The 25099-nt window shown below is 68.4% G+C and carries 21 protein-coding genes and 1 tRNA gene; 16 read left to right on the forward strand and 6 right to left on the reverse strand.

Annotated features, from left to right (window positions below; genetic code table 11):
• The first annotated feature begins 60 nt into the window (after window positions 1–60).
• From LWW96_RS11605 to pcaC, 6 genes are all read left to right on the forward strand, one after another.
• Complete coding sequence (locus tag LWW96_RS11605) at window positions 61–1062, forward strand: tripartite tricarboxylate transporter substrate binding protein (RefSeq protein WP_291487116.1); 1002 nt, start codon at window positions 61–63, stop codon at window positions 1060–1062.
• 186 nt (window positions 1063–1248) lie between these two features.
• Window positions 1249–2205 carry a tripartite tricarboxylate transporter substrate binding protein gene (locus tag LWW96_RS11610; RefSeq protein WP_291487118.1) on the forward strand — a complete coding sequence of 319 codons (957 nt, stop codon included), beginning with the start codon at window positions 1249–1251 and terminating at the stop codon, window positions 2203–2205.
• 5 nt (window positions 2206–2210) lie between these two features.
• Window positions 2211–3104, forward strand: coding sequence for an amidohydrolase family protein (locus LWW96_RS11615; protein WP_291487120.1), 894 nt, complete (start codon window positions 2211–2213; stop codon window positions 3102–3104).
• Between the two features lie 18 nt (window positions 3105–3122).
• On the forward strand, window positions 3123–4040 hold the full coding sequence (locus LWW96_RS11620; RefSeq protein ID WP_291487121.1) for an SMP-30/gluconolactonase/LRE family protein: 918 nt from the start codon (window positions 3123–3125) through the stop codon (window positions 4038–4040).
• A gap of 339 nt (window positions 4041–4379) precedes the next feature.
• Window positions 4380–6533: a catalase/peroxidase HPI gene (gene katG / locus LWW96_RS11625; RefSeq protein WP_291487123.1), complete on the forward strand. Its 2154-nt coding sequence runs from the start codon at window positions 4380–4382 to the stop codon at window positions 6531–6533.
• A 94-nt stretch (window positions 6534–6627) separates the two neighbouring features.
• Entirely contained in the window at window positions 6628–7020 is a 393-nt protein-coding gene (gene pcaC / locus LWW96_RS11630; RefSeq protein WP_291487125.1) for a 4-carboxymuconolactone decarboxylase, read from the forward strand.
• Window positions 7021–7199: 179 nt separating this feature from the next.
• On the opposite strand, the gene LWW96_RS11635 is transcribed toward pcaC, so the two are convergent.
• Window positions 7200–7748: a LuxR C-terminal-related transcriptional regulator gene (locus LWW96_RS11635; protein ID WP_291487127.1), complete on the reverse strand. Its 549-nt coding sequence runs from the start codon at window positions 7746–7748 to the stop codon at window positions 7200–7202.
• Between the two features lie 83 nt (window positions 7749–7831).
• Between LWW96_RS11635 and LWW96_RS11640 the strand changes: the two genes are divergently transcribed.
• The gene (locus tag LWW96_RS11640) at window positions 7832–8551 is read left to right on the forward strand and encodes a CoA transferase subunit A (protein ID WP_291487129.1); all 720 of its coding nucleotides are present in this window, start codon (window positions 7832–7834) and stop codon (window positions 8549–8551) included.
• Window positions 8552–8553: 2 nt separating this feature from the next.
• A complete protein-coding gene (locus tag LWW96_RS11645; protein WP_291487130.1) occupies window positions 8554–9192 on the forward strand; it encodes a 3-oxoacid CoA-transferase subunit B in 639 nt (212 codons plus the stop codon).
• A 135-nt stretch (window positions 9193–9327) separates the two neighbouring features.
• On the opposite strand, the gene LWW96_RS11650 is transcribed toward LWW96_RS11645, so the two are convergent.
• Window positions 9328–9618, reverse strand: coding sequence for a DUF4148 domain-containing protein (locus tag LWW96_RS11650; protein WP_291487132.1), 291 nt, complete (start codon window positions 9616–9618; stop codon window positions 9328–9330).
• Between the two features lie 24 nt (window positions 9619–9642).
• Window positions 9643–9861, reverse strand: a complete 219-nt coding sequence (locus LWW96_RS11655; RefSeq protein ID WP_291487134.1) for a hypothetical protein — start codon at window positions 9859–9861, stop codon at window positions 9643–9645.
• Between LWW96_RS11655 and LWW96_RS11660 the strand changes: the two genes are divergently transcribed.
• From LWW96_RS11660 to LWW96_RS11675, 4 genes are all read left to right on the forward strand, one after another.
• Window positions 9860–11176, forward strand: coding sequence for an HD domain-containing phosphohydrolase (locus LWW96_RS11660; RefSeq protein ID WP_291487136.1), 1317 nt, complete (start codon window positions 9860–9862; stop codon window positions 11174–11176). The two genes, LWW96_RS11655 and LWW96_RS11660, sit on opposite strands and share 2 nt — an antisense overlap.
• 259 nt (window positions 11177–11435) lie before the next feature.
• Window positions 11436–12242, forward strand: coding sequence for a translesion DNA synthesis-associated protein ImuA (gene imuA, locus LWW96_RS11665; RefSeq protein WP_291487137.1), 807 nt, complete (start codon window positions 11436–11438; stop codon window positions 12240–12242).
• Window positions 12205–13734, forward strand: coding sequence for a DNA polymerase Y family protein (locus tag LWW96_RS11670; protein WP_291487139.1), 1530 nt, complete (start codon window positions 12205–12207; stop codon window positions 13732–13734). The genes imuA and LWW96_RS11670 overlap by 38 nt, the downstream gene beginning before the upstream one ends.
• A 4-nt stretch (window positions 13735–13738) precedes the next feature.
• Window positions 13739–17059, forward strand: coding sequence for an error-prone DNA polymerase (locus LWW96_RS11675; RefSeq protein ID WP_291487141.1), 3321 nt, complete (start codon window positions 13739–13741; stop codon window positions 17057–17059).
• 147 nt (window positions 17060–17206) lie between these two features.
• Here LWW96_RS11675 and LWW96_RS11680 read toward each other — a convergent pair whose 3' ends face one another.
• On the reverse strand, window positions 17207–19525 hold the full coding sequence (locus LWW96_RS11680) for an AsmA family protein (RefSeq protein WP_291487143.1): 2319 nt from the start codon (window positions 19523–19525) through the stop codon (window positions 17207–17209).
• A 234-nt stretch (window positions 19526–19759) separates the two neighbouring features.
• On the opposite strand from LWW96_RS11680, the gene LWW96_RS11685 reads away from it, so the two are divergent.
• A complete protein-coding gene (locus tag LWW96_RS11685) occupies window positions 19760–20671 on the forward strand; it encodes a pseudouridine synthase (RefSeq protein WP_291487145.1) in 912 nt (303 codons plus the stop codon).
• Between the two features lie 36 nt (window positions 20672–20707).
• On the opposite strand, the gene LWW96_RS11690 is transcribed toward LWW96_RS11685, so the two are convergent.
• Window positions 20708–21076: a hypothetical protein gene (locus LWW96_RS11690; RefSeq protein WP_291487147.1), complete on the reverse strand. Its 369-nt coding sequence runs from the start codon at window positions 21074–21076 to the stop codon at window positions 20708–20710.
• 186 nt (window positions 21077–21262) lie between these two features.
• Between LWW96_RS11690 and LWW96_RS11695 the strand changes: the two genes are divergently transcribed.
• From LWW96_RS11695 to LWW96_RS11705, 3 genes are all read left to right on the forward strand, one after another.
• Window positions 21263–21336, forward strand: a tRNA-Gly gene (locus LWW96_RS11695).
• A gap of 214 nt (window positions 21337–21550) precedes the next feature.
• Complete coding sequence (locus tag LWW96_RS11700; RefSeq protein WP_291487149.1) at window positions 21551–21907, forward strand: hypothetical protein; 357 nt, start codon at window positions 21551–21553, stop codon at window positions 21905–21907.
• Between the two features lie 491 nt (window positions 21908–22398).
• Window positions 22399–23535, forward strand: a complete 1137-nt coding sequence (locus LWW96_RS11705; RefSeq protein WP_291487151.1) for an ROK family protein — start codon at window positions 22399–22401, stop codon at window positions 23533–23535.
• 72 nt (window positions 23536–23607) lie between these two features.
• On the opposite strand, the gene LWW96_RS11710 is transcribed toward LWW96_RS11705, so the two are convergent.
• Window positions 23608–25098, reverse strand: coding sequence for an NAD-dependent succinate-semialdehyde dehydrogenase (locus LWW96_RS11710; RefSeq protein ID WP_291487153.1), 1491 nt, complete (start codon window positions 25096–25098; stop codon window positions 23608–23610).
• Window position 25099: the final 1 nt, after the last annotated feature.

Consider the following 25099-nt stretch of genomic DNA (forward strand, 5'->3'; position numbering starts at 1 on the left):
AAAACATCCCACCAAGAACATGGCCGGGCAGGGCGCCCGGACCCAGCGGAGACAAGAGACATGCCCATTCATTTCAAGGAAAAAACGGCTCTGGCGCTTATCCAGAAAGCGCTGGCAGCTATTGTTATGGTAGCAACCGGCGCCACGGCCGCTGCCCAGGCGGCTTACCCCAGCAAGCCCGTCAAGCTGGTGGTGGGCTTTGCCGCAGGCGGCCCCACCGACGTGGTGGCCCGCGCGTTCGCCGACCACGCCAGCCAGGCACTGGGCCAGCCCTTCATCATCGACAACAAGCCCGGCGCCAACACCATCCTGGCCGCGCAGGCCGTGGCCAGCGCGCCGGCCGACGGCTACACCCTGCTATTCGGCGCCACCAACCACACGATGATCCCGGGGCTGTACAGCCACCGCGTCAAGTTCGACGCGGTGAAATCGTTCAAGCCGCTGTGCACCGTGGCCACCAGCCCCACGGTGCTCGTGGTGGGGCAGGGCCTGCCGGTGAAGACGCTGGCCGACTACATGGCGCGGGCTCGCAAGGAGCCGGGCGCCACCACCGCCGGCACTGCCGGCGTGGGCAGCTCGGGGCACTTCGCCACCGAGATGTTCGCGCGGGCCAACGGCCTGAAGCTCAACCACGTGCCGTACAAGGGCGCGGCGCCCGTGGTCACCGACCTGATGGGCGGCCAGCTCGACAGCTCGTTCGCCACCCTGGGCTCAGTGCTGCCGCACATCAAGAGCGGCAAGCTCACGGCCCTGGCCGTGGCGTCGCCCCAGCGCTCGCCGCTGCTGCCCGACGTGCCCACCTTCGCCGAGGCGGGCGGCGGCAAGTATTCGGCCGATGCCTGGTACGGCGTGCTCGCACCCGCTGGCGTGCCGGATGCGGTGGTGCAAAGGCTGGAGCGTGTGGCCATCGACTTCGCGAAAAGCGCCACGGCCATGGAGAAGCTGCGCGGCCTGGGCCTGGATGCGGACTCCACCTGTGGCACTGCGTTTGCGGCGCAGGTGGAGCGTGAAGTTGCCACCTATTCGCAGATCGCCAAGGATCTGAATCTGAAAGTGGAGTGACCCCCTGAGGCGCTTTGCGCCTTATCCCCCTCTCTCGCCTCGCTGCGCGGTGCGCGAAGGGGGACGCAGCCGGTGCGGCGGGGCAGCCCTTGCACGGCTGCCAGCGCCTTGCCTGCGCCAGTTTCGCAGGCCATGGTGCTGCGATACCTGTTGATTCTTGATGGACTGAATGGATTAGGAGACTTTATGTTGCGCTTTCTCAAACCCCTGATCGCCGCCTGCGCGCTGGCCGCCGGCGTCGCCCATGCCGCTTACCCAGATCGCCCCATCACCATCGTCGTGCCCTACGCCCCCGGCGGCGCGGCCGACGCCGTGGCCCGCGTGCTGGCCACGCGCCTGGGCACCAAGCTGGGCACCAGCGTGATCGTGGACAACAAGGCCGGTGCCAGCGGCACCATCGGCGCGAGCTACGTGGCCAAGGCCAACCCCGACGGCTACACGGTGCTGTACGACGCCACGCCGTATTCCATCAACCCGCACCTGTTCCCCAAGATGCCGTATGCCGCCAACGCGCTGCAGCCGCTGTCGCTGGTGCTGCTGGCGCCCAATGTGCTGATCGTGAAGGCCGACTCGCCCCTCAAGAACATCAACGACCTGGTCGCCAAGGCCAAGGCGGCGCCGGGCAAGCTCAACTTCGCTTCGGGTGGCAGCGGCACCGTGCAGCGCCTGGCGGCGGAGCTGCTGCGCCAGCAGCTCAATCTGGACATGGTGCACGTGCCCTACAAGAGCGGCGGCCCTGCCATCACCGACGTGATGGCCGGCCAGGTGGACTTTATGTTCGGCACCGTGGCCGCGACCTATCCGCATGTGTCGGGCGGCAAGCTGCGCGCCCTGGCCGTGTCGGCGTCTGAGCGCTCCAAGCGCCTGCCCGACGTGCCCACCGTGGCCGAGACCGTCATCCCCGGCTACGAGGCCTATGAGTGGAACGGCATGTTCCTGCCAGCCGGCACCCCTGAACCCATTGCCGCCAAGCTGCGCGATGCTGTGCAGGAAGTGATGAAAGAAGACGAAATCAAGCAGCGCCTGGCCGATATGGGGGCGCAGCCCGTGGGCTCCACACCCGCCGAGTTCGCGGCGTTCCTGAAGAAGGAAGATGCCAAGTGGGGCGGGGTGGTGAAGAAAGGCAACATCAAGCTGGATTGAGCCCCATGACGCTGCCCGCGCTTTCTGAACCCGTGCCGCATTCGGCGGGCCAGAGCCGGCCGTCGCGCAAATTGCCGCAGCTGGCGTGCGACAGCCACATGCACATCTTCGACGCGCGGTTTGCGCCATCGCCGCACTGGCCGCGCACGCCGCCCCATGCGCCCGTGGCGGCCTATCGGCTGTTGCAGCAGCGCCTGGGCACGTCGCGCGCCGTGGTGGTCACGCCGTCCACCTACGGCACCGACAACGCTTGCACGCTGGATGCGCTCGACCAGTTGGGTGACAGCGCGCGCGGCGTGGCCGTGGTGGCGCAGGACGTCAGCGATGCCGAGCTGGAAGGTCTGCATGCCTGCCGCGTGCGCGGGTTGCGCGTGAACTTCGTCTCGCCGCAGTCCTGGGGCGAGACCACGCCGGAGATGCTCACCACGCTGGCGCGCAAAGTGGCTCGCCTGCCGGGTTGGCACATCCAGGTCTTCATGCATCCGGAGCAGATCGTTGCACTGGAAGGCGTGCTTGCCGGCCTGCCCGTGCCGCTGGTCATCGACCACCTGGGCTGCATCGACCCGGCCGAAGGGCCATCGGCCGCGGCTTTTGGCGCGCTGCGGCGGCTGCTGGATGGCGGCAACACCTGGGTCAAGCTCTCGGGCGCCTACATGCGCTCGGCCGTGCAGGGCCCCAGCTACGCCGACACGCTGCCCCTGGGCCGCGCGCTGGTGCAGGCTGCACCCGAGCGCCTGGTGTGGGGCAGCGACTGGCCGCACACCACCGAGGCACCCGGCACCGTGAACGATGCCGACCTGGTGGACTTGCTGTCGGCCTGGTCTGGCAGTGACGCTGCGATGGACCGCATCCTGGTCGACAACCCGGCGCGGCTGTATGGTTTCGCCACCGTGTCCTGAACAAGAAAGATCCCCTCCATGTTTCTGCTGCAACCGCCCCAAGTCCGCGACCTGGAGGTGTTCACCGCCATGCCCGAACACTTTCGCCGCCGCGAGCGCAGCGAGTGGGCCGATGCCAACCGCGGCGGCACCGTCACCGATTCGTTCCTCGAGGGCCCGGTGTTCGACGATGCGGGCCACCTGTACGTGACCGACATCCCCTGGGGCCGCATCTTCCGCATCGACCCCCAGGGCGACTGGACGCTGGTGGCCGAGTACGACGGCGAGCCCAACGGCATGAAGTTCCTGGACGCCGGCACGCTGCTCATCACCGACTACAAGAACGGCCTCATGCAGCTGGACGTGGCCAGCAGCGCCATCACACCGTACCTGCAACGCCGCAACAGCGAACGCTTCAAGGGCGTGAACGACCTCATCTTTGACGCCGAGGGCAACCTGTACTTCACCGACCAGGGCCAGAGCGGCCTGCACGACCCGAGCGGCCGCCTGTACCGCCTGCGGCCGAGCGGACAGCTCGACCTGCTGCTGGCCAATGTGCCCAGCCCCAACGGCGTGGCGCTGTCGCCTGACGGGCGCGTGCTGTACCTGGCCGCCACGCGCGGCAATTGCGTGTGGCGCGTGCCGCTGCTGCCCGATGGCAGCGTGGCCAAGGTGGGGCAGTTCTTCACGTCCTATGGCCCGAGCGGCCCGGACGGGCTGGCGGTGGACGCGGCCGGCCGCCTCTGGGTCGCCAACCCCGGCCTGGGCTACGTGTGGGTGCTGAACCACCGCGCCGAGCCCGAAACCGTGCTGCGCGGCCCGGCGGGCGCCTCCCTCACCAACCTGGCCTTTGGCGGGGCCGGGCGCCATGGGGCCTATATCACGGACTCCACCCACGGCCAGATCCTGCGCGTGCAGATGGACACCCCCGGCCTGGCGCTGGCGCGCTTGCGGTAGGAGCGCGGCGCCCTTGGCGTGGCCTGCGGCGGCCGGGGATCTTCAGCTCCATCGGTCTGTTTTGCTATATTTTTAATAGCTTCTGGCGCTTGTCTTTGAACGACTTCAATGCCGTATCTCTTTGAATTCAATGCAGGGCAATCGCTAGCTGCTATCAAATTTGATGAACTCCCGGCCCCCGGGCCCCGGGCATTGCGCGGCATCAAAGAGCCCGATGTTTAAGAAAAACTATTGTTAAATTTGAATTAATTGGCTTTCTATTGTTGGGTTCGCTGCCTACCATTTGTCTGCACAACGCCGCTACGGCGCCATTTGCGACATCCAAAACAGGAGCGTTCCATGACCCAAGAAGCCCAATGCCCATTCCACGCCGCCGGTGCCAGCACCGGCACCACCACCCGTGACTGGTGGCCCAACCAGCTGCGCGTGGATCTGCTGAACCAGCATTCCGACCGCTCCAACCCCCTGGGCGCGCAGTTCAACTACGCCGAGGAGTTCAAGAAGCTCGACTACGCCGCGCTCAAGGCCGACCTCAAGGCCCTGCTCACCGATTCGCAAGACTGGTGGCCTGCCGACTGGGGCAGCTATGCGGGCCTGTTCATCCGCATGGCCTGGCACAGCGCCGGCACCTACCGCATGGTGGACGGCCGCGGCGGGGCAGGGCGCGGGCAGCAACGCTTTGCGCCCCTCAACAGCTGGCCCGACAACGTGAGCCTGGACAAGGCGCGGCGCCTGCTGTGGCCCATCAAGCAGAAATACGGGCAGAAGATCTCCTGGGCCGACCTGATGGTGCTGGCCGGCAATGTGGCGCTGGAGAACGCGGGCTTTCGCACCTTCGGCTTCGGCGCCGGCCGCGAGGACGTGTGGGAACCCGACCAGGACGTGAACTGGGGCGATGAAAAAGCCTGGCTGGCCCACCGCCATCCCGAGACGCTGGCTAGCAACCCGCTGTCGGCCACGGAAATGGGCCTGATCTATGTGAACCCCGAAGGCCCCGGCGCCAGCGGCGACCCGCGCTCGGCCGCGCCCGCCATCCGCGCCACCTTCGGCAACATGGGCATGAACGACGAGGAGATCGTGGCCCTGATCGCCGGCGGCCACACGCTGGGCAAGACCCACGGCGCCAGCGCCGCCACCCACGTCGGCGTGGACCCCGAAGGCGCGCCCATCGAGCAGATGGGCCTGGGCTGGGTCAGCACCCACGGCAGCGGCAGTGGCGCGGACGCCATCACCTCGGGCCTGGAGGTGGTGTGGACGCAGACGCCCACGCAGTGGAGCAACCACTTCTTCGAAAACCTGTTCAAGTACGAATGGGTGCAGACCCGCAGTCCGGCCGGCGCCATCCAGTTCGAGGCCCAGGACGCGCCGGAGACCATCCCCGACCCGTTCGATCCGGCCAAGAAGCGCAAGCCCACCATGCTGGTCACCGACCTCACGCTGCGCTTTGACCCCGGTTTCGAGAAGATCTCGCGCCGCTTCCTGAACGATCCGCAGGCCTTCAATGAAGCCTTCGCCCGCGCCTGGTTCAAGCTGACCCACCGCGACATGGGCCCCGTGGCGCGCTACCTGGGCCCCGAAGTGCCCAAGGAAGAACTCATCTGGCAAGACCCGCTGCCCACGCCCTCGCACAACCCCACGGCGGCAGACATTGCCGAGCTGAAGGCGCAGATTGCCGCTTCCGGCCTGTCGGTGAGCGAGCTGGTGTCGGTGGCCTGGGCCTCGGCCTCCACCTTCCGCGGCGGCGACAAGCGCGGCGGCGCCAACGGCGCGCGCCTGGCCCAGGCTCCGCAAAAGGACTGGGCCGTCAACCAGGCCGCCGCAGCCGTGCTGCCCCGCCTGCAGGCCCTGCAGCAGGCCTCGGGCAAGGCATCGCTGGCCGATGTGATCGTGCTGGCCGGTGTGGTCGGTGTGGAGCAGGCCGCCCGCGCTGCCGGCGTGGCCGTGGAGGTGCCGTTTGCGCCCGGCCGCGTGGATGCGCGCCCGGACCAGACCGACGTGGCCGCGTTCGCGGTGATGGAGCCTGTGGCGGACGGCTTCCGCAACTACCGCCGCGTGCGCGGCGGCACGGCCACCGAGGCCCTGCTGGTGGACAAGGCGCAGCAGCTGACGCTGACTGCGCCCGAGATGACCGTGCTGGTGGGCGGCCTGCGCGTGCTGGGCGCCAACCATGACGGCAGCCGGCATGGCGTGTTCACCGACCGGGTGGGCGTGCTCAGCAACGACTTCTTCGTGAACGTGCTGGACATGGGCACCGTGTGGAAGCCGGTGGACGCCACGGCCGAAGTCTTCGAGGGCCGGGACCGCCAGAGCGGCGCGGTCAAGCACACCGCCACGCGCGCCGACCTGGTGTTTGGCTCCAACTCGGTGCTGCGCGCCCTGGCCGAGGTGTATGCCAGCGCCGATGCGCAGGAAAAGCTGGTGCGCGACTTTGTGGCCGCCTGGACCAAGGTGATGAACCTGGACCGGTTTGACTTGGCGGCCGCCAAGGGCTGAGGCTGCCGCACAGAAGGGAACGGGGAAGGGCGGGCGCGGCGGCGCGGGCGACTACCATGCGGGGACTTTTGTCCCCTTCAAGGAGCACCCGCGCATGACGCAACCCACCCCCTCCAAGGACTTCGACACCGGCCTGGCCACGCGCCGCCAGGTCATGGGCGATGACTATGTGGACCGCGCCCTGGGCAACGCCACGGCGTTCACCCAGCCCATCCAGGAATACATCACCCGCAATGCCTGGGGCGACGTGTGGCAGCGCCCCGGCCTGGACCGTCGCACGCGCAGCCTGGTCACGGTGGCGATGCTGGTGGCCCTGGGCAAGCAGCACGAGCTCAAGGGCCACGTGCGCGGCGCGCTCAACAACGGGGTCACCGCCGAGGAACTGCAGGAGGTGCTGCTGCACGCCAGCATCTACTGCGGCCTGCCCAGCGCGGTGGAGGCGTTCCGCACAGCCGCCGAGGTGGTGGACGGCCCCTTGAAAGGGTAGGCAAAGTAGGGCGCAGCGGTGCGCCGCGCACGCACCTCGCCTCCTTCATTCGCGATGACATGCTCACAGCGCGTGAAACCGGCGCGACCCAGGCCGGTGCACCCGTGGAACTGGCTTTGCCAGGCCACCGGGTGCGTCCCCCCCCCCGGGGGGGAAGACGCGAAGCGGCTCAGGGGGGCTTAACTCCCCCCCGCCAGCAGCTTCTGCACCAGGTCTGCCGCCGTCGAGGCGTTGTACTTGCGCATGAGCCGGGCGCGGTAAATCTCCACCGTGCGGTGGCTGATTTCCAGCGTGCGGCCGATCTCCTTGGAGGTCAGGCCTTGCAGCAGCCGGGCGGCCACCTCGCGTTCGCGGCCCGTGAGTTCGGCCTTGACAGGGCGCTGCGCGCTCAGGTCTTCAAAGCTCCAGATGCCCGAGGCGTGCGGGTTCTCGCGGTTCAGCGCGCGGCCCGACACATGGCACCAGAAGACCTCGCCGTTGGCCCGCTTCATGATGCGGTTGTCGGCGTAGTGGCCTTTGGCGTTCAGGATGGGCTCCATGTGCGCGCCCAGGCGCTCGTATTCGTCGGCGCTGGGGTAGAGGATCTGGAACGACTGGCCGATCAGCACCTCGCGCGAGGCGCCGAACATTTCGCAGACGTGGCGATTGCAGTCCACCATCGTGCGGTTGCGGGAAAGCACCAGCCCCACGGGGGCCATGTCAAAAGCCAAGCGGTAATCCACGTCCATGGGCGAGATAGTGCAAATCTTTACGAAATACTACTTATTTACGTACGTAGTATCGTAGCGCATCCCAATTCAAGGAGACCGTGGTGAACAAGTTATTCCCCTCCGCCGCCGAGGCGCTCAAAGGCGTTGTCGCCGACGGCCAGCTCATGGCTGTCGGGGGCTTCGGGCTGTGTGGCATTCCAGAAGCCCTCATCGACGCGCTGCGCGATTCGGGGGTGAAGAACCTCACCGTGATTTCCAACAACGCGGGCGTGGACGGCTTCGGCCTGGGCAAGCTGCTGGAAACCCGCCAGATCAAGAAGATGATCTCGTCCTACGTGGGCGAGAACAAGGAGTTCGAGCGCCAGTACCTGGCGGGCGAACTGGAGCTGGAGTTCACCCCCCAGGGCACGCTGGCCGAGAAGCTGCGTGCGGGCGGCGCGGGCATTCCGGCCTTCTTCACCAAGACCGGCGTGGGCACCATCGTGGCCGAAGGCAAGGAACTGCGCGAGTTTGACGGTGAAACCTATGTGATGGAGCGCTCCCTCGTGCCCGAGGTCTCCCTGGTCAAGGCCGACGTGGCCGACACGTCGGGCAACCTGCGCTTCAACCTGACGGCCCGCAACTTCAACCCGGCTGCGGCCACGGCGGGCAAGATCTGCATCGTCGAGGTGGAAAAGATCGTGGAAGTGGGCGAGCTGGCCCCGGATGACATCCACCTGCCCGGCATCTACGTGCACCGCATCGTGGTCAATGCCAACCCCGAAAAGCGCATCGAAAAACGCACGATCACCGAGACCAAGACCGAAAAAGCAGGAGCCTGACCATGCCGTGGACCCAAGACCAGATGGCCGCCCGTGCGGCGCAAGAACTCGAAGACGGCTTCTACGTGAACCTGGGGATCGGCATCCCCACCCTGGTGGCCAACTTCACCGGCGACAAGGAAGTGTGGCTGCAGTCTGAAAACGGCATGCTGGGCATCGGCCCCTTCCCGACGGACGACAAGGTCGACCCGGACCTCATCAACGCCGGCAAGCAGACGGTGACCACGATCAAGGGCTCGTCCATCTTCGGCAGCGACCAGTCGTTTGCCATGATCCGCGGCGGCAAGATCAACCTGTCCATCCTGGGCGCCATGCAGGTCAGCGAAAAGGGCGACCTGGCCAACTGGATGATTCCCGGCAAGATGGTCAAGGGCATGGGCGGCGCCATGGACCTGGTGGCCGGCGTCAAGCGCGTGATCGTGCTGATGGAGCACGTGGCCCGCAAGAAGGACGGCACCGAAGACCTGAAGATCCTGCCCCAATGCACGCTGCCCCTCACCGGCGTGGGCGTGGTGGACCGCATCATCACCGACCTGGCCGTGCTGGACGTGACGCCCCAGGGCCTCAAGGTGGTGGAGCTGGCCCCGGGCGTGACGTTCGAGACCCTGCAGGCCAAGACCGGCGTGACGCTGATTCCCTGACGCCTGGCCTGCCCGGCGCGTGCACAGCGCGCCGTGGAGCACACAAGCAAAAAGGCCGGGCCCCCAGGGGGCTCCGGCCTTTTTGCATTCTGCGGGGTCCCGGCCGCCCTGCGCTGGCAGGGAAGGCCGCAGCCATTACATGCTGAATTCGCCCGAAGGGATCTTGCCGGTGCGCAGGGCTTCGGCAGCCTGGGCGCGCACAGCAGCGCGGTCGGCCGTGCTCTTGTAGGTCACCACGCGGGAGCCTGCGGGCTCTTGGCTGCGGGTGGCAGCCACCGTAGCGGCTTCGGAAGCCACTTCAGCACGGGTGCGGTTGGTCTGGAACTGCGTGGCGAATTGCGAAGCGTCGGCTTCATCGGCCTGGGCACCGAAAGCGGTGAAAGCAGCCACGGCAGCAACGGAGAGGAAACGAGCGGTCTTGTTCATGATGGATTCCTAGTTAAAAGCGTCTCAGAAAAGCCGGTGCAAAAACCATTCTTGAACCGGGTTCGGTGAGTCGCCTTGCGGGTTCGGCTCATCGATGGGATGAACTGTACGCCGCAGGTGTTCAGAGAAAAACCACTGGGTCGCAAACTGACTGTTCTGGTTTTGGAAATAATTGGCGATACCCGAACCGAGCCACCTTGCGCCACAACACCTATATTCCGCGGAGTTTTTGGCTTTTTGCATGACCGATTTTTCTGCGACCGATAGCCGCGAGACTGCAGGCAATCCGCATTACCTGCGTGCCTTGACCGATATGGCAGACCGCCGCACGGTGGTGGCGGGGCGGGCCATTTACACCGACAACGGCATCAAGCTGGTCGAGCAGGGGGCCCGCATTGACAGCCGCCTGTACGACCGCCTGGTGCAGCACAAGCTGCGCGAACCCATTGACCGGCACCTGTCCGTCGAAGCCCCCGTCGATGTGCCGGCGCTGCTGGGGGCCGCCCAGGCAATGGTCGAGCAGAACGTGCTGCCCAACATGCTGGCCGAGGCGCTGGGGTCGGCAGCGCGGCTGTTGGCGCCGTTGCGCTCGCTGTCGTTGCATCCCTCACTGGCCTGCAAGCTCACCGTCATGCGTGAACAACGGCCCCGGCTGTTCGAGCACAGCCTGCAGATGATGACTGTGGCGGTGTTCCTGGGCATCAAGAGCGGCCTGGCAGAGCGGGAGCACCCCCCTCTGGCTGCGGCCGCCTTGCTGCATGACCTGGGTGTGCTGCACATGGACCCCGCATGGAGCGACCCTGACCACAAGGTGGTCGGCCCCCAGCGCAAGCATCTGGTGGCGCATCCCATCACCGCCATGCTCATGGTGCGCGGCACCGAAGCCTACCCTCGGACGGTGGAGATAGCCGTGCTGGAGCACCATGAACGCATGGACGGCAGCGGCTACCCCCGAGGCCTCAAAGGTGCCGATATTTCTGCGTTCGGCCGCATCTTGTTGCTGGCAGAAGTGGTGGCTGCGTTTTATGAGAAGTACGACGACATGCCAGCGCAGCGCCTGTCGCTCATGCTTCGATTGAACCACCGCAAGTTTCCATCGGCCCTGGTTGCTCACATCCTGCCCTTGCTGCAGGAGGAGGTGGTGCGGGAGTCTGCCCTCATGCCGCTGGGCAACGATGCGCTGCAGCAGATGGGGTTGATCGCCGAGGCCTTTGAACGCTGGGATCAGCTCAAGGTAAAGGCCATGGCGCCCTTGGAGCCCGGCGCGAAGCCCGTGCCAGGAAGCGCACTGGAGTTCCTTGAGACCCGCTTGCTGGGGTTGCAAAAAGCCCTGTTGGAAGCGGGCTCCCACCCGCAGCAGCAGGATGATTTTCTGGGGCCATTGCAAGGCGACGCAGTCGGCATGGCCGAGGTCGCGCTGGTAGGGCGCGAGGCGCTGTGGCAGCTGCGCAGTACGCTGAATGCGTGCTTTCGGCGCTGGCCCCAATTGGCAGAGCGTGCGACGCTGGCGGAAGCGGCTGTCGCAGACTGGTGTGATTGGGCCTCCGAGCGGCTTTAAAGCCCGTTTGACGATCCTCCCAGGGCGCGCAGCGGCTTTGGCGGGATGGTCCGAAAGCCACGGTGCTGGGCCGGGTGGGTTTCAGCGCGGCAATGCTCGTCCTCGCCCTCCCTTTCGCTGACGACGCAGGGGAAAGCTTCAGGGTTTTGTCCTGAACCGAGCGACCTGAAAGGCAAAATACTGGTTATATTTACAGTATTGTTTTTGCCTTGCTCTCTATTGCCGTATGTCTGCCCCACGCCACTCCTTGCGGGTTGCCGTGTCTGCTCTGCCATCCACCGTACCGGGGGTGTGGCATGCGGACGAGCTGGGCACGGGCCAGGCGCACGTGCAGCCCACGGGGTTTGGCGTGCTGGATGCGCAGTTGCCCGGCGGCGGCTGGCCGGTGGGGGCGTTGAGCGAGGTGCTGCAGCCCCTGGCCGGCCTGCACGAATGGCAGTTGGTGTTGCCCGCGCTGGCTGCTGCCACGGCCCGCCGGACGGGGGCGGTGGTGGCGGTGGGGCCGCCGTGCGAGCCTTTTGGGCCGGCATTGCAGGCGCGGGGCATGCCGTGCGAGCGCTTGGGCGTGGTGCGGGCGGGCGGGGCGGCTGCGCTGTGGGCGGCGGAGCAAGCCCTGCGCTGCCGTGATGTGATGGCCGTGATGGCCTGGTTGCCCCAGGTCCAGCCGGCGGCCTTGCGCAGGCTTCAGTTGGCGGCGGCACAGCAACAGCAGTTGCTGTGGGTGTTCCGTCCGGCCGGTGCGGCGCTCCAGTCTTCGCCGGCCTCGCTGCGGCTGCAGGTGGCCGGGGCAGGGACGCCGGGAGGCGCTTTTGCGGCACCCCGCCTGCGGGTGCGCATCCTCAAGCGCCGCGGTCCTCCCTTGGTGGAGGAGCTGGATCTGCCGGGCTGCCCACCGGCCCTGGCCCAGGTGCTGGCAGCGCAGGCGGCACGCCGCCGGGCGATGCAGGCCGCAGCGGGGTCGGAACAGACGGCGGTGGAACAGACGGCGGTGGAAGGGGCGGCTCCCCGGTCGCGTCCAGGAGGTGTGCATGCATTGGATCGCATTGCCGTTGCCGTGGGCCACTGACGGGGCGCCGGGCGCCGCGCTGCCGCCACATGCCACGGGGCCTGGGGCTCCCAGCGCGGCCTGGGTGGACGCACGCCCCGAGGCAGCGGGGTGGTGGGCACTGCGTTTCACCCCCCGCGTGGCGTTGGTGGACGGCGAGGCCGTGCTGCTGGAGGTCTCCTCCACCGAGCGCCTCTGGGGCGGGCGCGAGGCCTTGCTGGCACAGGTGCTGCAGGCGTGGGCGGTGGCTGCTGCTGCGGGGCGGGCAACACCGGCACCGGCCGATGGCAGGGCGGCACCTTTGCCCGGCGTGCCGGCCGAGCCGCCGGCCTGGGGCTGTGGTGGCACAGCCCCGCTGGCCCTGGCCCTGCTGCGGATGGCCCGGGCCGGCCAGCCGTTGCCCGGGCAAAGCCCAGGGGGCCTGCCCTTGCACACCCTGACGGCGCTGCGCCCCCATGTGGCCAGCCTGGAGCGCATGGGTTGCCGCACCTGGGGGGGCTTGCGGGCCCTGCCGCGGGCGGGTGTCTCGCGGCGGTTTGGGGCGGCGGTGTTGCGGGCGCTGGACCAGGCGCTGGGAGACGCCCCCGAGGCCCACGCCTGGCTGGAGCTGCCCGAGCAGTTTGTGCTGACGGGGGAGCTGCCGGCCTTGGCCGAATCGGCCGACGCGCTGCTCTGGGGCGCGGCGCGCGCCCTGACGCTCCTTCAAGGCTGGCTGCAGGCACGCCAGCAAGGCGTGCTGGGGCTGGAGCTGGCCTGGCGCCACGATCTGCGGCGTGTGGACGGAGCGGCGGTTGCGCCCACACAGGCGCTGCAGGTGCGCACGGCGCAGGCCACGCAGGACATGGCGCACTTGCGGCGCCTGCTGGCGGAAAACCTTGCGCGCACCCGGCTGGCCGCCCCCGCGAACCAGATCACGCTGCGGCTGCTGGAGGCCGCACCGCTGCCCCACCGCAGCGCCAGCCTGCTGCCCCCGGGCGATCGCTGGGGCGGGGAGGGCGACCCCGCCCCGGCCAGCGAAGCCCTGCACCAGCTGCTGGAGCGCCTTTCGGCCCGCCTGGGCGCCCACCAGGTGCAGGCGCCGGTGCTGCAGGCCGACCACCGGCCCGAGTGCATGCAGCAATGGCGCCCCGCCGCCGAAGTGCTGGGCCGCCGCACAGGTGCAGGCCCCAGCGGCGCGCACGCGCCGGACGCGGTGCTGTGGCCCACCTGGCTGCTGCCCACCCCCCGGCGCCTGGCCCTGCAAGGGCACCGCCCCTGCCACCATGGGCTGCTGCGCCTGCTGGCCGGGCCGCACCGGTTCGAGGCCGGGTGGTGGTCTTGTGCCGAGACGTCTGCCCCGGGCGATCCGCAGGCTCCCCAGCCCGGCCTGGCGCTGCGCGACTACTTCGTGGCGCACAACGATGTGGCCGGGCTGGTGTGGGTGTTCCGCGAGCGGCTCCCGCCCCACGCGGAGGGCGCAGAAGCGGCCCATCCACGGCTGCCGCGGTGGTTCCTGCACGGCCTTTTCGGGTGATGCGATGCCCACGGGTTCTGTGTCCGGTGCTTTTGCGCCCCGCCCACCCATCCTGCCCACCCCGCCCGGGCCCGCCGGCCTGCCGGGGTATGCGGAACTGCACTGCCTGTCGAACTTCAGCTTCCAGCGCGGCGCATCGCACCCTGCCGAACTGGTGGAGCGCGCGGCCGAGCTGGGTTACCACGCGCTGGCGCTGACCGACGAATGCTCCGTGGCCGGCGTCGTGCGCGCCCACGGGGCGGCCCAAAAGTGCGGCCTGCGCCTCATCGTGGGCAGTGAGTTCCTGTGGGGCGACCTGCGCCTGGTGGCCCTGGTGCGGGACGCCGAAGGCTGGGGCAACCTGTGCGAGTTCATCACCGCCGCCCGCGCCGCCGCGCCCAAGGGCGCGTACCGCGTGGATGCGGGCAGCCCCTGGCATTTGCTGCACGGCTGCGAGCTGCTGCTGGCCCCTTGCCGTGGAAGCTTTGATGCTTCTGATTTGATAGCTGTTCGCGCTTGCCTGGAAAGCGCTAGAGGCCATTTTGATGCAAATTTTGCGGGCCACCTCTGGCTGGCCGTGGAACTGCACCTGGGCCCGGACGACGGCCTGTGGCTGGCCACCCTGCAGCAGGCGGGCGCCGCCCTGGACCTGCCGCTGGTGGCTGCGGGCGACGTGCACATGCACAGCCGTTTGCGCAAGCCGGTGCAGGACGTGATCACGGCCGTGCGCCTGGGCTGCAGCGTGGCGGAATGCGGCTTTGCGCTGCAGCCCAATGCCGAGCGCCACCTGCGCCGCCGCGTGCGGCTGGCGGGCATCTACCCGGCGCCGTTGCTGGCGGCCACGCTCACGGTGGCGGGGCGCTGCACCTTCAGCCTCGATGAAATCAAGTACCAGTACCCGCTGGAGACCGTGCCGCCCGGCATGACGCCCGCGCAAGGGCTGGCCTGGCTGGTCGAGTCCAACGCCGCCGGGCTGTATCCCCAGGGCGTGCCCGAAAAGATCGCCGCGCAGATCCGCAAGGAGCTCGCGCTCATCTCGGACTGCGGCTACGAGATGTACTTCCTCACCGTGTACGACATCGTCAAGTTCGCGCGCAGCGTGGGCATCCTGTGCCAGGGGCGGGGCTCGGCGGCCAACTCGGTGGTTTGCTACGTGCTGGGCATCACGGCGGTGAACCCGCGGGAATCCCACCTGCTGTTCGAACGCTTCATCAGCAAGGAGCGCAGCGAGCCGCCCGACATCGACGTGGACTTTGAGCACGACCGGCGCGAAGAGGTCATCCAGTACATCTACGACAAATACGGCCGCGACCGCGCCGCCATTGCCGCCGTGGTCACCACCTACCGCACCCGCAGCGCCCTGCGCGACGTGGGCAAGGCCCTGGGCGTGGCGCCCGCGCTGGTGGACGCCTTTGCCAAGGACCACCACTGGTTCGACACCGAGATCGCCACCGACCGGCTGCAGGAGCTGGCCCAGGCGGTGGGCGTGCCGCTGCACCACCACACGGCCCGGCTGTGGCTGGAGACGGCCGGCGACCTCATCGACTTTCCGCGCCACCTCAGCCAGCACGTGGGCGGCTTCGTGCTCACGCAGGGCAAGCTCACGCGGCTGGTGCCGGTGGAGCCCGCCAGCATGGCGGACCGCTCCGTCATCCAGTGGGACAAGGACGACCTGGACGACATGGGCCTGCTCAAGGTCGACGTGCTGGCCCTGGGCATGCTGAGCGCCCTGCGCCGCTGCCTGAACCTGCGCGCCGCCCTGCGCGGCGAGCGCTGGGGGCTCAAGGACATCCCGCGCGAAGACCCCGCCACCTACGACATGATCTGCGCCGCCGACACCGTGGGCGTGTTCCAGATCGAAAGCCGCGCGCAGATGAGCATGCTGCCGCGCCTCAGGCCGCGCGAGTTCTACGACCTGGTGGTGGAGGTGGCCATCGTGCGGCCCGGGCCCATCCAGGGCGGCATGGTGCATCCGTATTTGAAGGCGCGGGAGCGCCGGCGCCAGGGCCTGCCGCTGGCGCTGGAAAAGCCCGAGCTGGAAGAGGCGCTGGCGCGCACGCTGGGTGTTCCCATCTTCCAGGAGCAGGTGATGCAGATCGCCATGATCGCCGCCGGCTTCACGCCCGGCATGGCGGACGACCTGCGCCGATCCATGGCTGCCTGGAAGCGCAAGGGCGGGGTGCACCGATTTGAAGAGCCTCTGAAAAGGGGCATGGAGGCCAACGGCTACCCGGCCGATTTTGCCGACCGCATCTTCCAGCAGATGCTCGGCTTTGGCGAATACGGCTTTCCTGAAAGCCACGCCCACAGCTTTGCCCTGCTGGCCTACGCCAGCAGCTGGCTCAAGTGCCACGAACCGGCGGCCTTCCTGGCTGCACTGCTCAACTCGCTGCCCATGGGCTTCTATACCGCGTCGCAGCTGGTGCAGGACGCGCGCCGCCACGGTGTGCGCGTGCTGCCCATCGACGTCACGGTGAGCGACATCGACTGCACGCTGGAGGGCGAACTGCAGCCGCTGCGCCCCCACAAGGGCCTGCCTGCGCCGCCCATGCCGCAGCCCGCCGTGCGCCTGGGCCTGCGCCTGGTCGCCAGCCTGCATGCCGATGCCGCCGAGCGGCTGGTGCAGGCGCGCAGCGCCGGTCCCGCCTTTGCCAGCACCGAAGACCTGGCCCTGCGCGCGCAGCTCTCCCTGCAGCATCTCCAAGCCCTGGCCGCGGCCGATGCGCTGGCCAGCCTGTCGGGCCACCGCCGCCAGCAGATGTGGGAGGCCGCCGCGCAGCACACCGCACCCGCCCTGTGGCGCGATGTGCCCGTGCACGAGGCCCCGCTGGCGCTGCCCGCCGCGCCCGAGGGCGAAGAGATCCTGTTCGACTACGCCGCCACCGGCCTCACGCTGCGCCGCCACCCGCTGGCGCTGCTGCGGCCGCGCCTGGACCGCTGGCGGCTGCAATCCGCGCTGCAACTGAACGCCGTGCCGCACGGCCGCCGGGTGCGCGCCTGCGGCATCGTCACCGTGCGCCAGCGCCCCGGCACGGCCAAGGGCACGATGTTCGTCACGCTGGAGGACGAGACCGGCCCCGTCAACGTGATCGTCTGGCCCTCCATGGTGGAGCGGTGGCGCAATGCGCTGCTGCGCTCGCAGCTGCTGGCGGTGGAGGGGCTGTGGCAGTGCAGCGTGCCTGAAGCCTCCGAGGCTTCCGACGCCGCCCCGGGCGGCAAGCCCGCGCCGCATTCGCGTGCGGCGCCGATGGTGGTGCGGCATCTGGTGGCCCAGCGCTTCAAGGACCTCACGCCGCTGCTCGGGCGCATGGCCCAGGCGCTGCAGGGCAGCCGGGATTTCCATTGACACTCCAGCGCGCCCCCACCCGTTCGGGCCTGGTTCAGACGCGGTTCAGACCCTTTTGGCCGCTGGCGCATGTGGGGTAAGCGCAGGCAGCTATCAAAAATGTAGCGGTAAGCGGGGGCTCATCGGTAGGCGCCGCGTCAGGCCACCTCAGCGCGCCGGCGCTGCCTTGCTGGCCGCCTGCCGTGCGGGCTGTGACGCCGTGCCTGCCGCGCCCTGGGCGCCGGGTTTCACGGGCTGCTTGCCCAGGTCCAGCAGCGGTTTGCAGTGCGTGTCGTCGTCGGCCGCCGGCACGGTGATGGGCACCAGCGCCAGGGCGGCCGGCGCGGCCACGGCCGCCGCCACGGCGGCACCCGCCCGCAGCAGCAGCGGGCCGGCTTCCACGCCCACCTTGGGGTCGCCAAACGTGCCTTTCACGTACAAGGGCGAGCGCAGCGAGAAGAACTTCCATTCCAGCGACTCGGGCTTGATGCGCAGGTTCATTTCCTCGGTGCCCAGGTCAATGGTGCCCGTGGCCTCCACGATCGCGTCGTCCGTGCTCATCTTCACCACGCGCGTGGTGGCCAGGCCGTCCACCACCGTGAAGTCGGCCACCGCGCAGCGCAGGTGCACTTCCTGGCTCTCGCCAAACAGCTTGCCCACGATGATGCTGCCCACGTTCAGCGCGGCCAGGTCCAGCAGCTGCTTGCTCAGGGTGCCGTCCCGCACATACAGCCGCATCTCCCCCGTGCCCTGGCCCAGCAGCCCGGCCACGCTGTTCCCCCGGCTCTCCAGCGCAATGGCGCCATCCATGCGGCCGAAGCTCTTTTTCATCAGCTCCACCTTGGGGAACAGCGCCGACAGCCGCAGGCCCTGTACCGTGCCGTGGATCTGGGCCTTGAGCGGCGGGGCGCGCCCGTCAATACGCACCTGCGACTCGATCTGGCCCTCGGCCACGCCGAAGGTGAGGGGCGCCAGCCGCAGCTGCGCGTTTTCCATCACGGCGTGCACGCTCAGGTCTTCCAGGGGCAGGCTTTCGGGGCGGATGATGTGGCGCCCCTTGAACACGATGTCCATGTCCATGGCGCTCCAGCGCTCGGCCGCAAAGCGGGAGTCCGGCAGCACCTTGCCGCCCGGGGCGCGGGCGCGGCGCGTGCCCTCGGGCTTGCGGGCGCCGATGGTCGGCCCCAGGTCGGCCAGGCGCAGCTGGTTGGATGCCATGGTGCCCGTAAGCCGCGGCCGGGGCTTGCCGGAGGTGTACTTGAGCGAGCCTTGCAGATCGCTCTGGCCCACCTTGCCGTGAAAGCCGTTGTACTGCCACACCGCGCGCTCGGGCTCCAGGCTGCCGGTGAGCCGCCCATCGGTGTCGAACGGGGGCGTGTCGGGCAGCACCAGCCCGGTCAGCTCGTACAGGTCGGCCATGCTGCCGCCCCGCAGCCGCACCTGAAAATCCAGCCCCGAGAGTGCGCCGGGATTGGCCAGGATGCCCTCGGCCGACAGGGCCACCGTTGCGGCGCTGGCGTTGATCTGCAGGGGATAGTTCACCACCTTGTTGCGCAGGCTGATGACCTGGCCGGCCCGGCCCGAGCCTTGCACCTGGGCCTTGGCATAGCGCCCGCGCACCTTAAAGCGCAGTCCGTAGGGAACCGGGGCGCTGGCGGCGCGTGCGGCGCCCTGGCTGGCGGCCGGCGCCGGTGCCGAGGCAGAAGCGGCGGAGGACGGTGTCGCGGCGGACGCCGGCGCAGCGGCTCGTGCTGCGCTGGCTGCCGGGGCCGCGCGGGCCGGGGCGGTGGACTGCGGCAGGCCGGGTGCCACGGGCTCCGTGGTGTCGATCCGTGCCTGCAGGTCCAGGTCTCTCGCACCGTCCGCATACCCCAGCACGCCCTGGGCGATGACCAGCCGGTCCACATCCAGGCTCCAGCCGCTTTGGGGACCCTCGCGGCGCTTGAAGGTCCAGTTGTTGGTGCCGTCGGCGGTGCGGGCCAGAGCCACCTGCGGGCCGGTCAGCGCCACGGTGTCGACCGACAGGTGCCGCGCCAGCAGCGGCCACAGGCGCACGCTGGCCGTGGCCCGGTCGACGCGCGCCATGGTCGGCGACTCGGGCAAGTGCCAGCCCTGCGCCGCAGGCTTCTGGGGCCGGCCGAAAGGCCGGGCAAACGCAGCGGGATCGCCCAGCACCAGCCGGTCGGCCTGCACCGTCACACCGGGAATCCAGCGCTGCCATCCTTCGTCCAGCGGCTGGGGCCATTGCCAGTGCACGGCCAGATCGCCCTCAATGGCAAAGTGCCGCCCCGTGGCCTCGCTCACCCGTTCATTGACCCAGGGCTTGGCGCGGTTCCAGTCGATCAGCGCCACCGCTGCCGCGAGGCACAGCCCCAGCAGGACCACGGCCCCCGCAGCCCAGCCCAGCCCGCGCAGAAGCCGTCCGCCCATGCCGGAGCGGGCCGCAGGAGAAGAGGAGGGCGCAGGTGCAGGGGTGGTGGCGGGCATGGGCAATAAAAGGACCAGTGCGGCCCGCCCGCGCAAGGACACAGAACGGAGCGGAGCGGGGCGGAACGCTGTGCGGCCATGCTAGACGGGCCCGTGCCGTCCCGCACGCCTCGGCGTGCAACTGCCGCCGTTGTCCTACAGCGCGCCTTGGGGGGCTTTGCCGAACCGTGCCGCCGTGCGCTCCGCCGCGCGAACCGTTCCAGGGCCGGCCGCCGACTCCCTAAAATCGCCGCCATGCACAACCCCCGCCATCCCCATGCTCCGCCGATGCGCGATGGAGTGGGGCCCAGCTGCGTGGCGCTGCCCAGCCAGGGCGCGGGCAGCCTGCTCGACTTTCTGGTGCAGCGGTTGCCCGCCGTATCGCGCGAGGACTGGGTGCAGCGCATGGAGGCTGGCGAGGTCATCGACGAGCACGGCCAGCCCGTGCGGCCCGACCGCGCCTTCCAGCGCGGCCTGCGCGTGTACTACTACCGCAGCCTTCCGGCGGAGCCGCAACTGCCATTTGCAGAAACGGTGCTCTACCAGGACGAGCACCTGGTGGTGGCCGACAAGCCGCACTTCATGCCCGTCACCCCGTCGGGCCGCTACCTGCACCATACGCTGCTGGTGCGGCTCAAGCACCGGCTGGGCCTGCCGGAGCTGTCGCCCCTGCACCGCATCGACCGGGACACGGCGGGGCTCGTGCTGCTGTCGGTGCAGCAGCGCACGCGCGGCACCTACCAGGCCTTGTTCCGCGACCGGCAGATCACCAAGCGCTACGACGCCATCGCGCCCTGGCGGGCCGACCTGGCGTTTCCCCGCGACCACATCAGCCGGCTGGAGGAAAGCCCGCAGTTCTTTCGCATGCACGAAGTGCCCGGCGCCCCCAACAGCCACACGCACATGCAGGTGATGGAGGTGTCCCCGGCGGGCGACTGGGCGCGCTACCGGCTGACCCCGGTGTCGGGCAAGCGCCACCAGCTGCGGGTGCACATGGCGGCGCTGGGGCTGCCGCTGCGCAACGATCCGTTCTACCCGGTGGTCAACGACCCGCCGGAGGGCGACTATTCCCGCCCGCTGCAGCTGCTGGCGCGGTCGCTGGAATTTGTGGACCCGGTCACGGGCACCGCGCGGTGCTTTGAAAGCGCGCAGCGTCTCGGGTGGTGACCGCGGCGCGCGCCGCGGTGCTCAAGTCAACTCAACTCAGCGGAAGGGAACGGGCCGCACCGGCGCCTTGGCGGGCGCACCCTTGTGCAAGCGGGAGAGAAAGAACTCGCCCAGCGCACGCTGGGTGTCCGGGTGCAGGCGCCAGGCCGTCCAGCCCAGGCCCAGGCTGCGCAGGTACACCGTGACGTGGGCGTCCTCCAGCGGGTACTGGATGGCCAGCGTGGGGTTGTCCTGCGTCATCACCGGCACGCCGGCGCCTTCGCTGTCCTTGGGAGCGGGCGTGACTTCGGGCGTCATCTGCGAACGCAACGTGGCCAGTTCACGGATCAGGCTTTCCAGCTCAGTCGCCGAGAGGGTCTTGTTGATTGCCAGGGTAGCCTGCGTGCGGTCGTCGCTCAGTTGCATGGGGTGTTTCCTCTTCGCGGAGTTTTCAAAAAAGCCTCCATTGTGCGGCCTGGCCGCCCCCGGGTTGCGGCGGCGGGCGCCGGGACGTGGCTACAATACGCCTGCGCTGAAATTCCGGGCCGTCTGTGCCGGGGTTTCAACAGCCGGTTCGTACACCGCAGGCCCTGGCCGGGCGGTGTGCCCCAGGCGGGTGTAGTTCAATGGTAGAACGGCAGCTTCCCAAGCTTCATACGAGGGTTCGATTCCCTTCACCCGCTCCAGCATTTCCCGATCTCTCCCAACCTCTCTTAAGCCCACATACCGTGGGCTTTTTTGTTTCTCTTGGCTCCGGCACCCCGGCAAGCGCGGGCGTCTCTCCTCAATCCATTCTCCGAACGGGCCCTCCGACAGTGGCCGTGGCATAACTATGCCTGTGGCTTGGGGAAACGCGGCCGCAGAATGATTTGCGCAACAAAGCCTCTCCTGGGGAAAACAATGGCCAAAAAGACACCTGAACAGAAAGCGGCAGAGCAATTGCGCTACACCGCTGCATGTGGCGCTGCCAATGCCGCCGAGCTGGAACCATTTTTGACAGATCCGAACCAGGCCGTCCGGGCCACTGCTGCGATGAATCCGGATGCAGACGCGGAGATACTGGATCGCTTTGCGAACGACAGGTTCTGGGGTGTGCGTGTGGAGGTGATCCGTAATGCCAATGTCGGCAAACACACCCTTCTAAGGTTGCTGGAGGCGGATGTTGGAAAGCGAGGCGTGGTACACCACGAGGCGCGCGCAAAGCTGGAACAACTGGGCGTTGCCTTTGGGGAGGATGGGATGCCATCCGGTGCTTAGGGATCCTCCGCACGAATCGTCGCGCAGTGTGCATCTGCGGTCTCGGGCGGTCTGCTGCGCAAGCAAAGCCTCGCAATAGCACCCGCTATTGCTGCGTTTTGCGCCTTGCAGCCCCTCCCGATCCGCAGCGCACACTTTCCGCTCGATTCGTGAAGAGCTTCCCTAAAAGCCCGGACGCTTGACGCAATGCCTCTTCGTCTCTGCCAGAGAGCTGCGGTGGTCACCGCTGCGGCGTTGACAAAGGTCCTGATCGAAGGCATCGCAGAGGCTTGTGCAGCGTTGCTCTCACAGCTTGCACGCTTGCCTCCGGTGGGTTCTTTCCCTTCCCCCCGCTCTTTCGTTGGGTTCCTCACGGGCTCCTCACGTGTTGGCCGCCTGGCGGCGTGGTCGGTCTCCAAGACGGGGCATTGGCCGACGCGGTGCCGGTGGCGTTCTTGCCACCATGCCTGCACGGCACCCGCGGCAGGGTGCCTTTCAGGCAGAGGGAAGGAATGGCGTCGCAGGACCACAACAACACCCCCAAGAAACCTCCGGCCCGCAAGGCCGTGTCCGACCGGGAGGCGCGCGCACAGCGGGAGCTGGGCATCGTGGGACCGCATGGCGAGCTGCAGCTCGCATCCGTCACCATCGACGGCTACAGCCTGGAGCTGCGCGAGGGCGACGGCTTTGTGGGCGACGTGGCCAGCCGCACGGCGTTTCGCCACATGCTGCAGGCGTGGCGCACGCTGTTCACGTCCATGGTGGGCAAGGACCCGCTCGGCCAGCGACCCACGCGGCGGCTGAGCAAGCACCAGCTGGACGCACTGCTGCGCAAAAAAGGCCCGGCTGCGCAGGCCATCCAGGCGGCTGTGGAGGATTACGCGCTGCAGCTGGCCCACGTGGTGCAGCGCTTTTTGCGACACCGCAGCTGGCGCGGGGTGGAGCGCATCATCATCGGCGGCGGTTTTCACCAAAGTGAAGTGGGTCGCCGCGCGGTGGAGCGTGCGCGCCAGATCCTGCGGGAAGAGGGCGTGGGCGCCGAATTGCGCACGCTGCACCACCACTCCGATGAAGGCGGCCTGATCGGCTGGGTGCACCTGGCCCCGGCCGCGCTGCTGCACAGCTACGACGCCATCCTGGCCGTGGACATCGGCGGCACCAACGTGCGCTGTGGCGTGGTGCAGACCCACCTGCACCGCGCCCCCGACCTGTCCCGGGCCGAGGTGGTGCGCCGCGAGAAATGGGCCCATGCCGACGACAAGCCGCGGCGCGACGAACTGCTGGAGGGCGTTGCCGCCATGCTGGAACGCCTGATGGCGCATGCCAGGAAAAAGGAGATCCGCCTGGCGCCGTACATCGGCGTGGCCTGTCCGGGCCTGGTGGTGGAGGACGGCTCGCTCGCGGGCGGCACGCAAAACCTGCCGGGCAACTGGGAAAGCACCCGTTTCCATCTGCCGCGGTACCTGTGCGAGCGGCTGCCGCACATCGGCCAGGGGCGCACGCAGGTGTGCCTGCACAACGATGCGGTGGTGCAGGGCCTGTCCGAGCTGCCGTTCACGCAGGACGTCAGGCGCTGGGCCGTGCTGACCGTGGGGACGGGCCTGGGCAACGCCAGCTACACCAACGTCGCGCCGCAGAAAACTGATTGATTTTGGCCTCTAGCGCTTGACTGGCAAGCGCTGAATGCTATCAATAATGCAGCAAATGAGCGCCGCGCCGCCTCACTTCAGCACGTCGCCCACGCACAGGTACTTGATCTCCACGTAGTCGTCCATGCCGTAGTGCGAGCCTTCGCGGCCCAGGCCGGACTGCTTGACGCCGCCAAACGGCACGTGCTCGGTGGCCAGGATGCCCACGTTGATGCCGACCATGCCGTACTCCAGCGCTTCGCCCACGCGGAAGATGCGGCCCACGTCGCGGCTGTAGAAGTAGCTCGCCAGGCCGAACTCGGTGGCGTTCGCCGCATCAATGGCTTCCTGCTCGGTCTTGAACTTGAACACCGGGGCGAAGGGACCAAAGGTTTCCTCGCGGGCGCACAGCATGTCGGCGCTGGCGTTGGCGATCACGGTGGGCTCGAAGAACTGGCCCGAGCCCAGGCTCTTGAGGCGCTGGCCGCCGGCCACCACCTGGCCGCCCTTGGCCAGGGCGTCGTCCACATGGCGCTGCACCTTTTCCAGCGCGGCTTCCTCGATCAGCGGACCCTGGTTCACGCCGTCCTCAAACCCGTTGCCCACCTTGGCCGTCTTGACCTTGGCGGCGAACTTGGCCACGAACTCGTCGTACACGCCTTCCTGCACGTAGAAGCGGTTGGTGCACACGCAGGTCTGGCCGGCGTTGCGGTACTTGCTGGCAAAGGCGCCTTCCACCGCGCTGTCCACGTCGGCATCGTCAAACACGATGAAGGGCGCGTTGCCGCCCAGCTCCAGCGACATCTTCTTGACCGTGGGGGCGGACTGCGCCATCAGGATGCGGCCCACTTCGGTGCTGCCCGTGAAGCTGATGTGGCGCACCACGTCGCTCGCACACAGCACCTTGCCGATGGCAATGGAGTTGCTGCTGTCGGCCGGCAGGATGTTGAATACGCCGGCCGGGATGCCCGCGCGCAGGGCCAGCTCGGCCGCGGCCAGGGCCGTGAGCGGCGTGAGTTCGGCGGGCTTGATGACCACGGGGCAGCCTGCGGCCAGGGCCGGGGCCACCTTGCGCGTGATCATGGCCAGCGGGAAGTTCCACGGCGTGATGGCCGCGCACACGCCGATGGGCTGCTTGAGCACCAAGAGGCGCCGGTTGTTGTCGAACTGGGGCAGGGTCTCGCCGTTGACGCGCTTGGCTTCTTCGGCAAACCACTCCACGAAGCTCGCGCCGTAGGCCACTTCGCCCTTGGCCTCGGGCAGCGGCTTGCCTTGCTCGGCCGTCATGATGCGGCCCAGGTCGTCCTGGTTCGCCATCAGCAGGTCGTACCACTTGCGCAGCAGGTTGCTGCGTTCCTTGGCGGTCTTGGCCTTCCAGGCGGGCCAGGCGGCGTTGGCGGCGGCAATCGCGGCCTCAGCGTCCTGCGGGCCCAGGTTGGCCACATCGGCCAGCTTGGCGCCGGTGGCGGGGTCGTTCACGTCAAAGCGGCTGGCGCCGGCCACCCACTGGCCGTTGATGAGGCCATCGGTCTTGAGCAGGCTGGGGTCATTGAGCTGTGCGAGGGGAGAGGTCTTCATGTCCATG

This window comes from Acidovorax sp., assembly GCF_021287135.1.
Classification (GTDB): domain Bacteria; phylum Pseudomonadota; class Gammaproteobacteria; order Burkholderiales; family Burkholderiaceae_C; genus Acidovorax.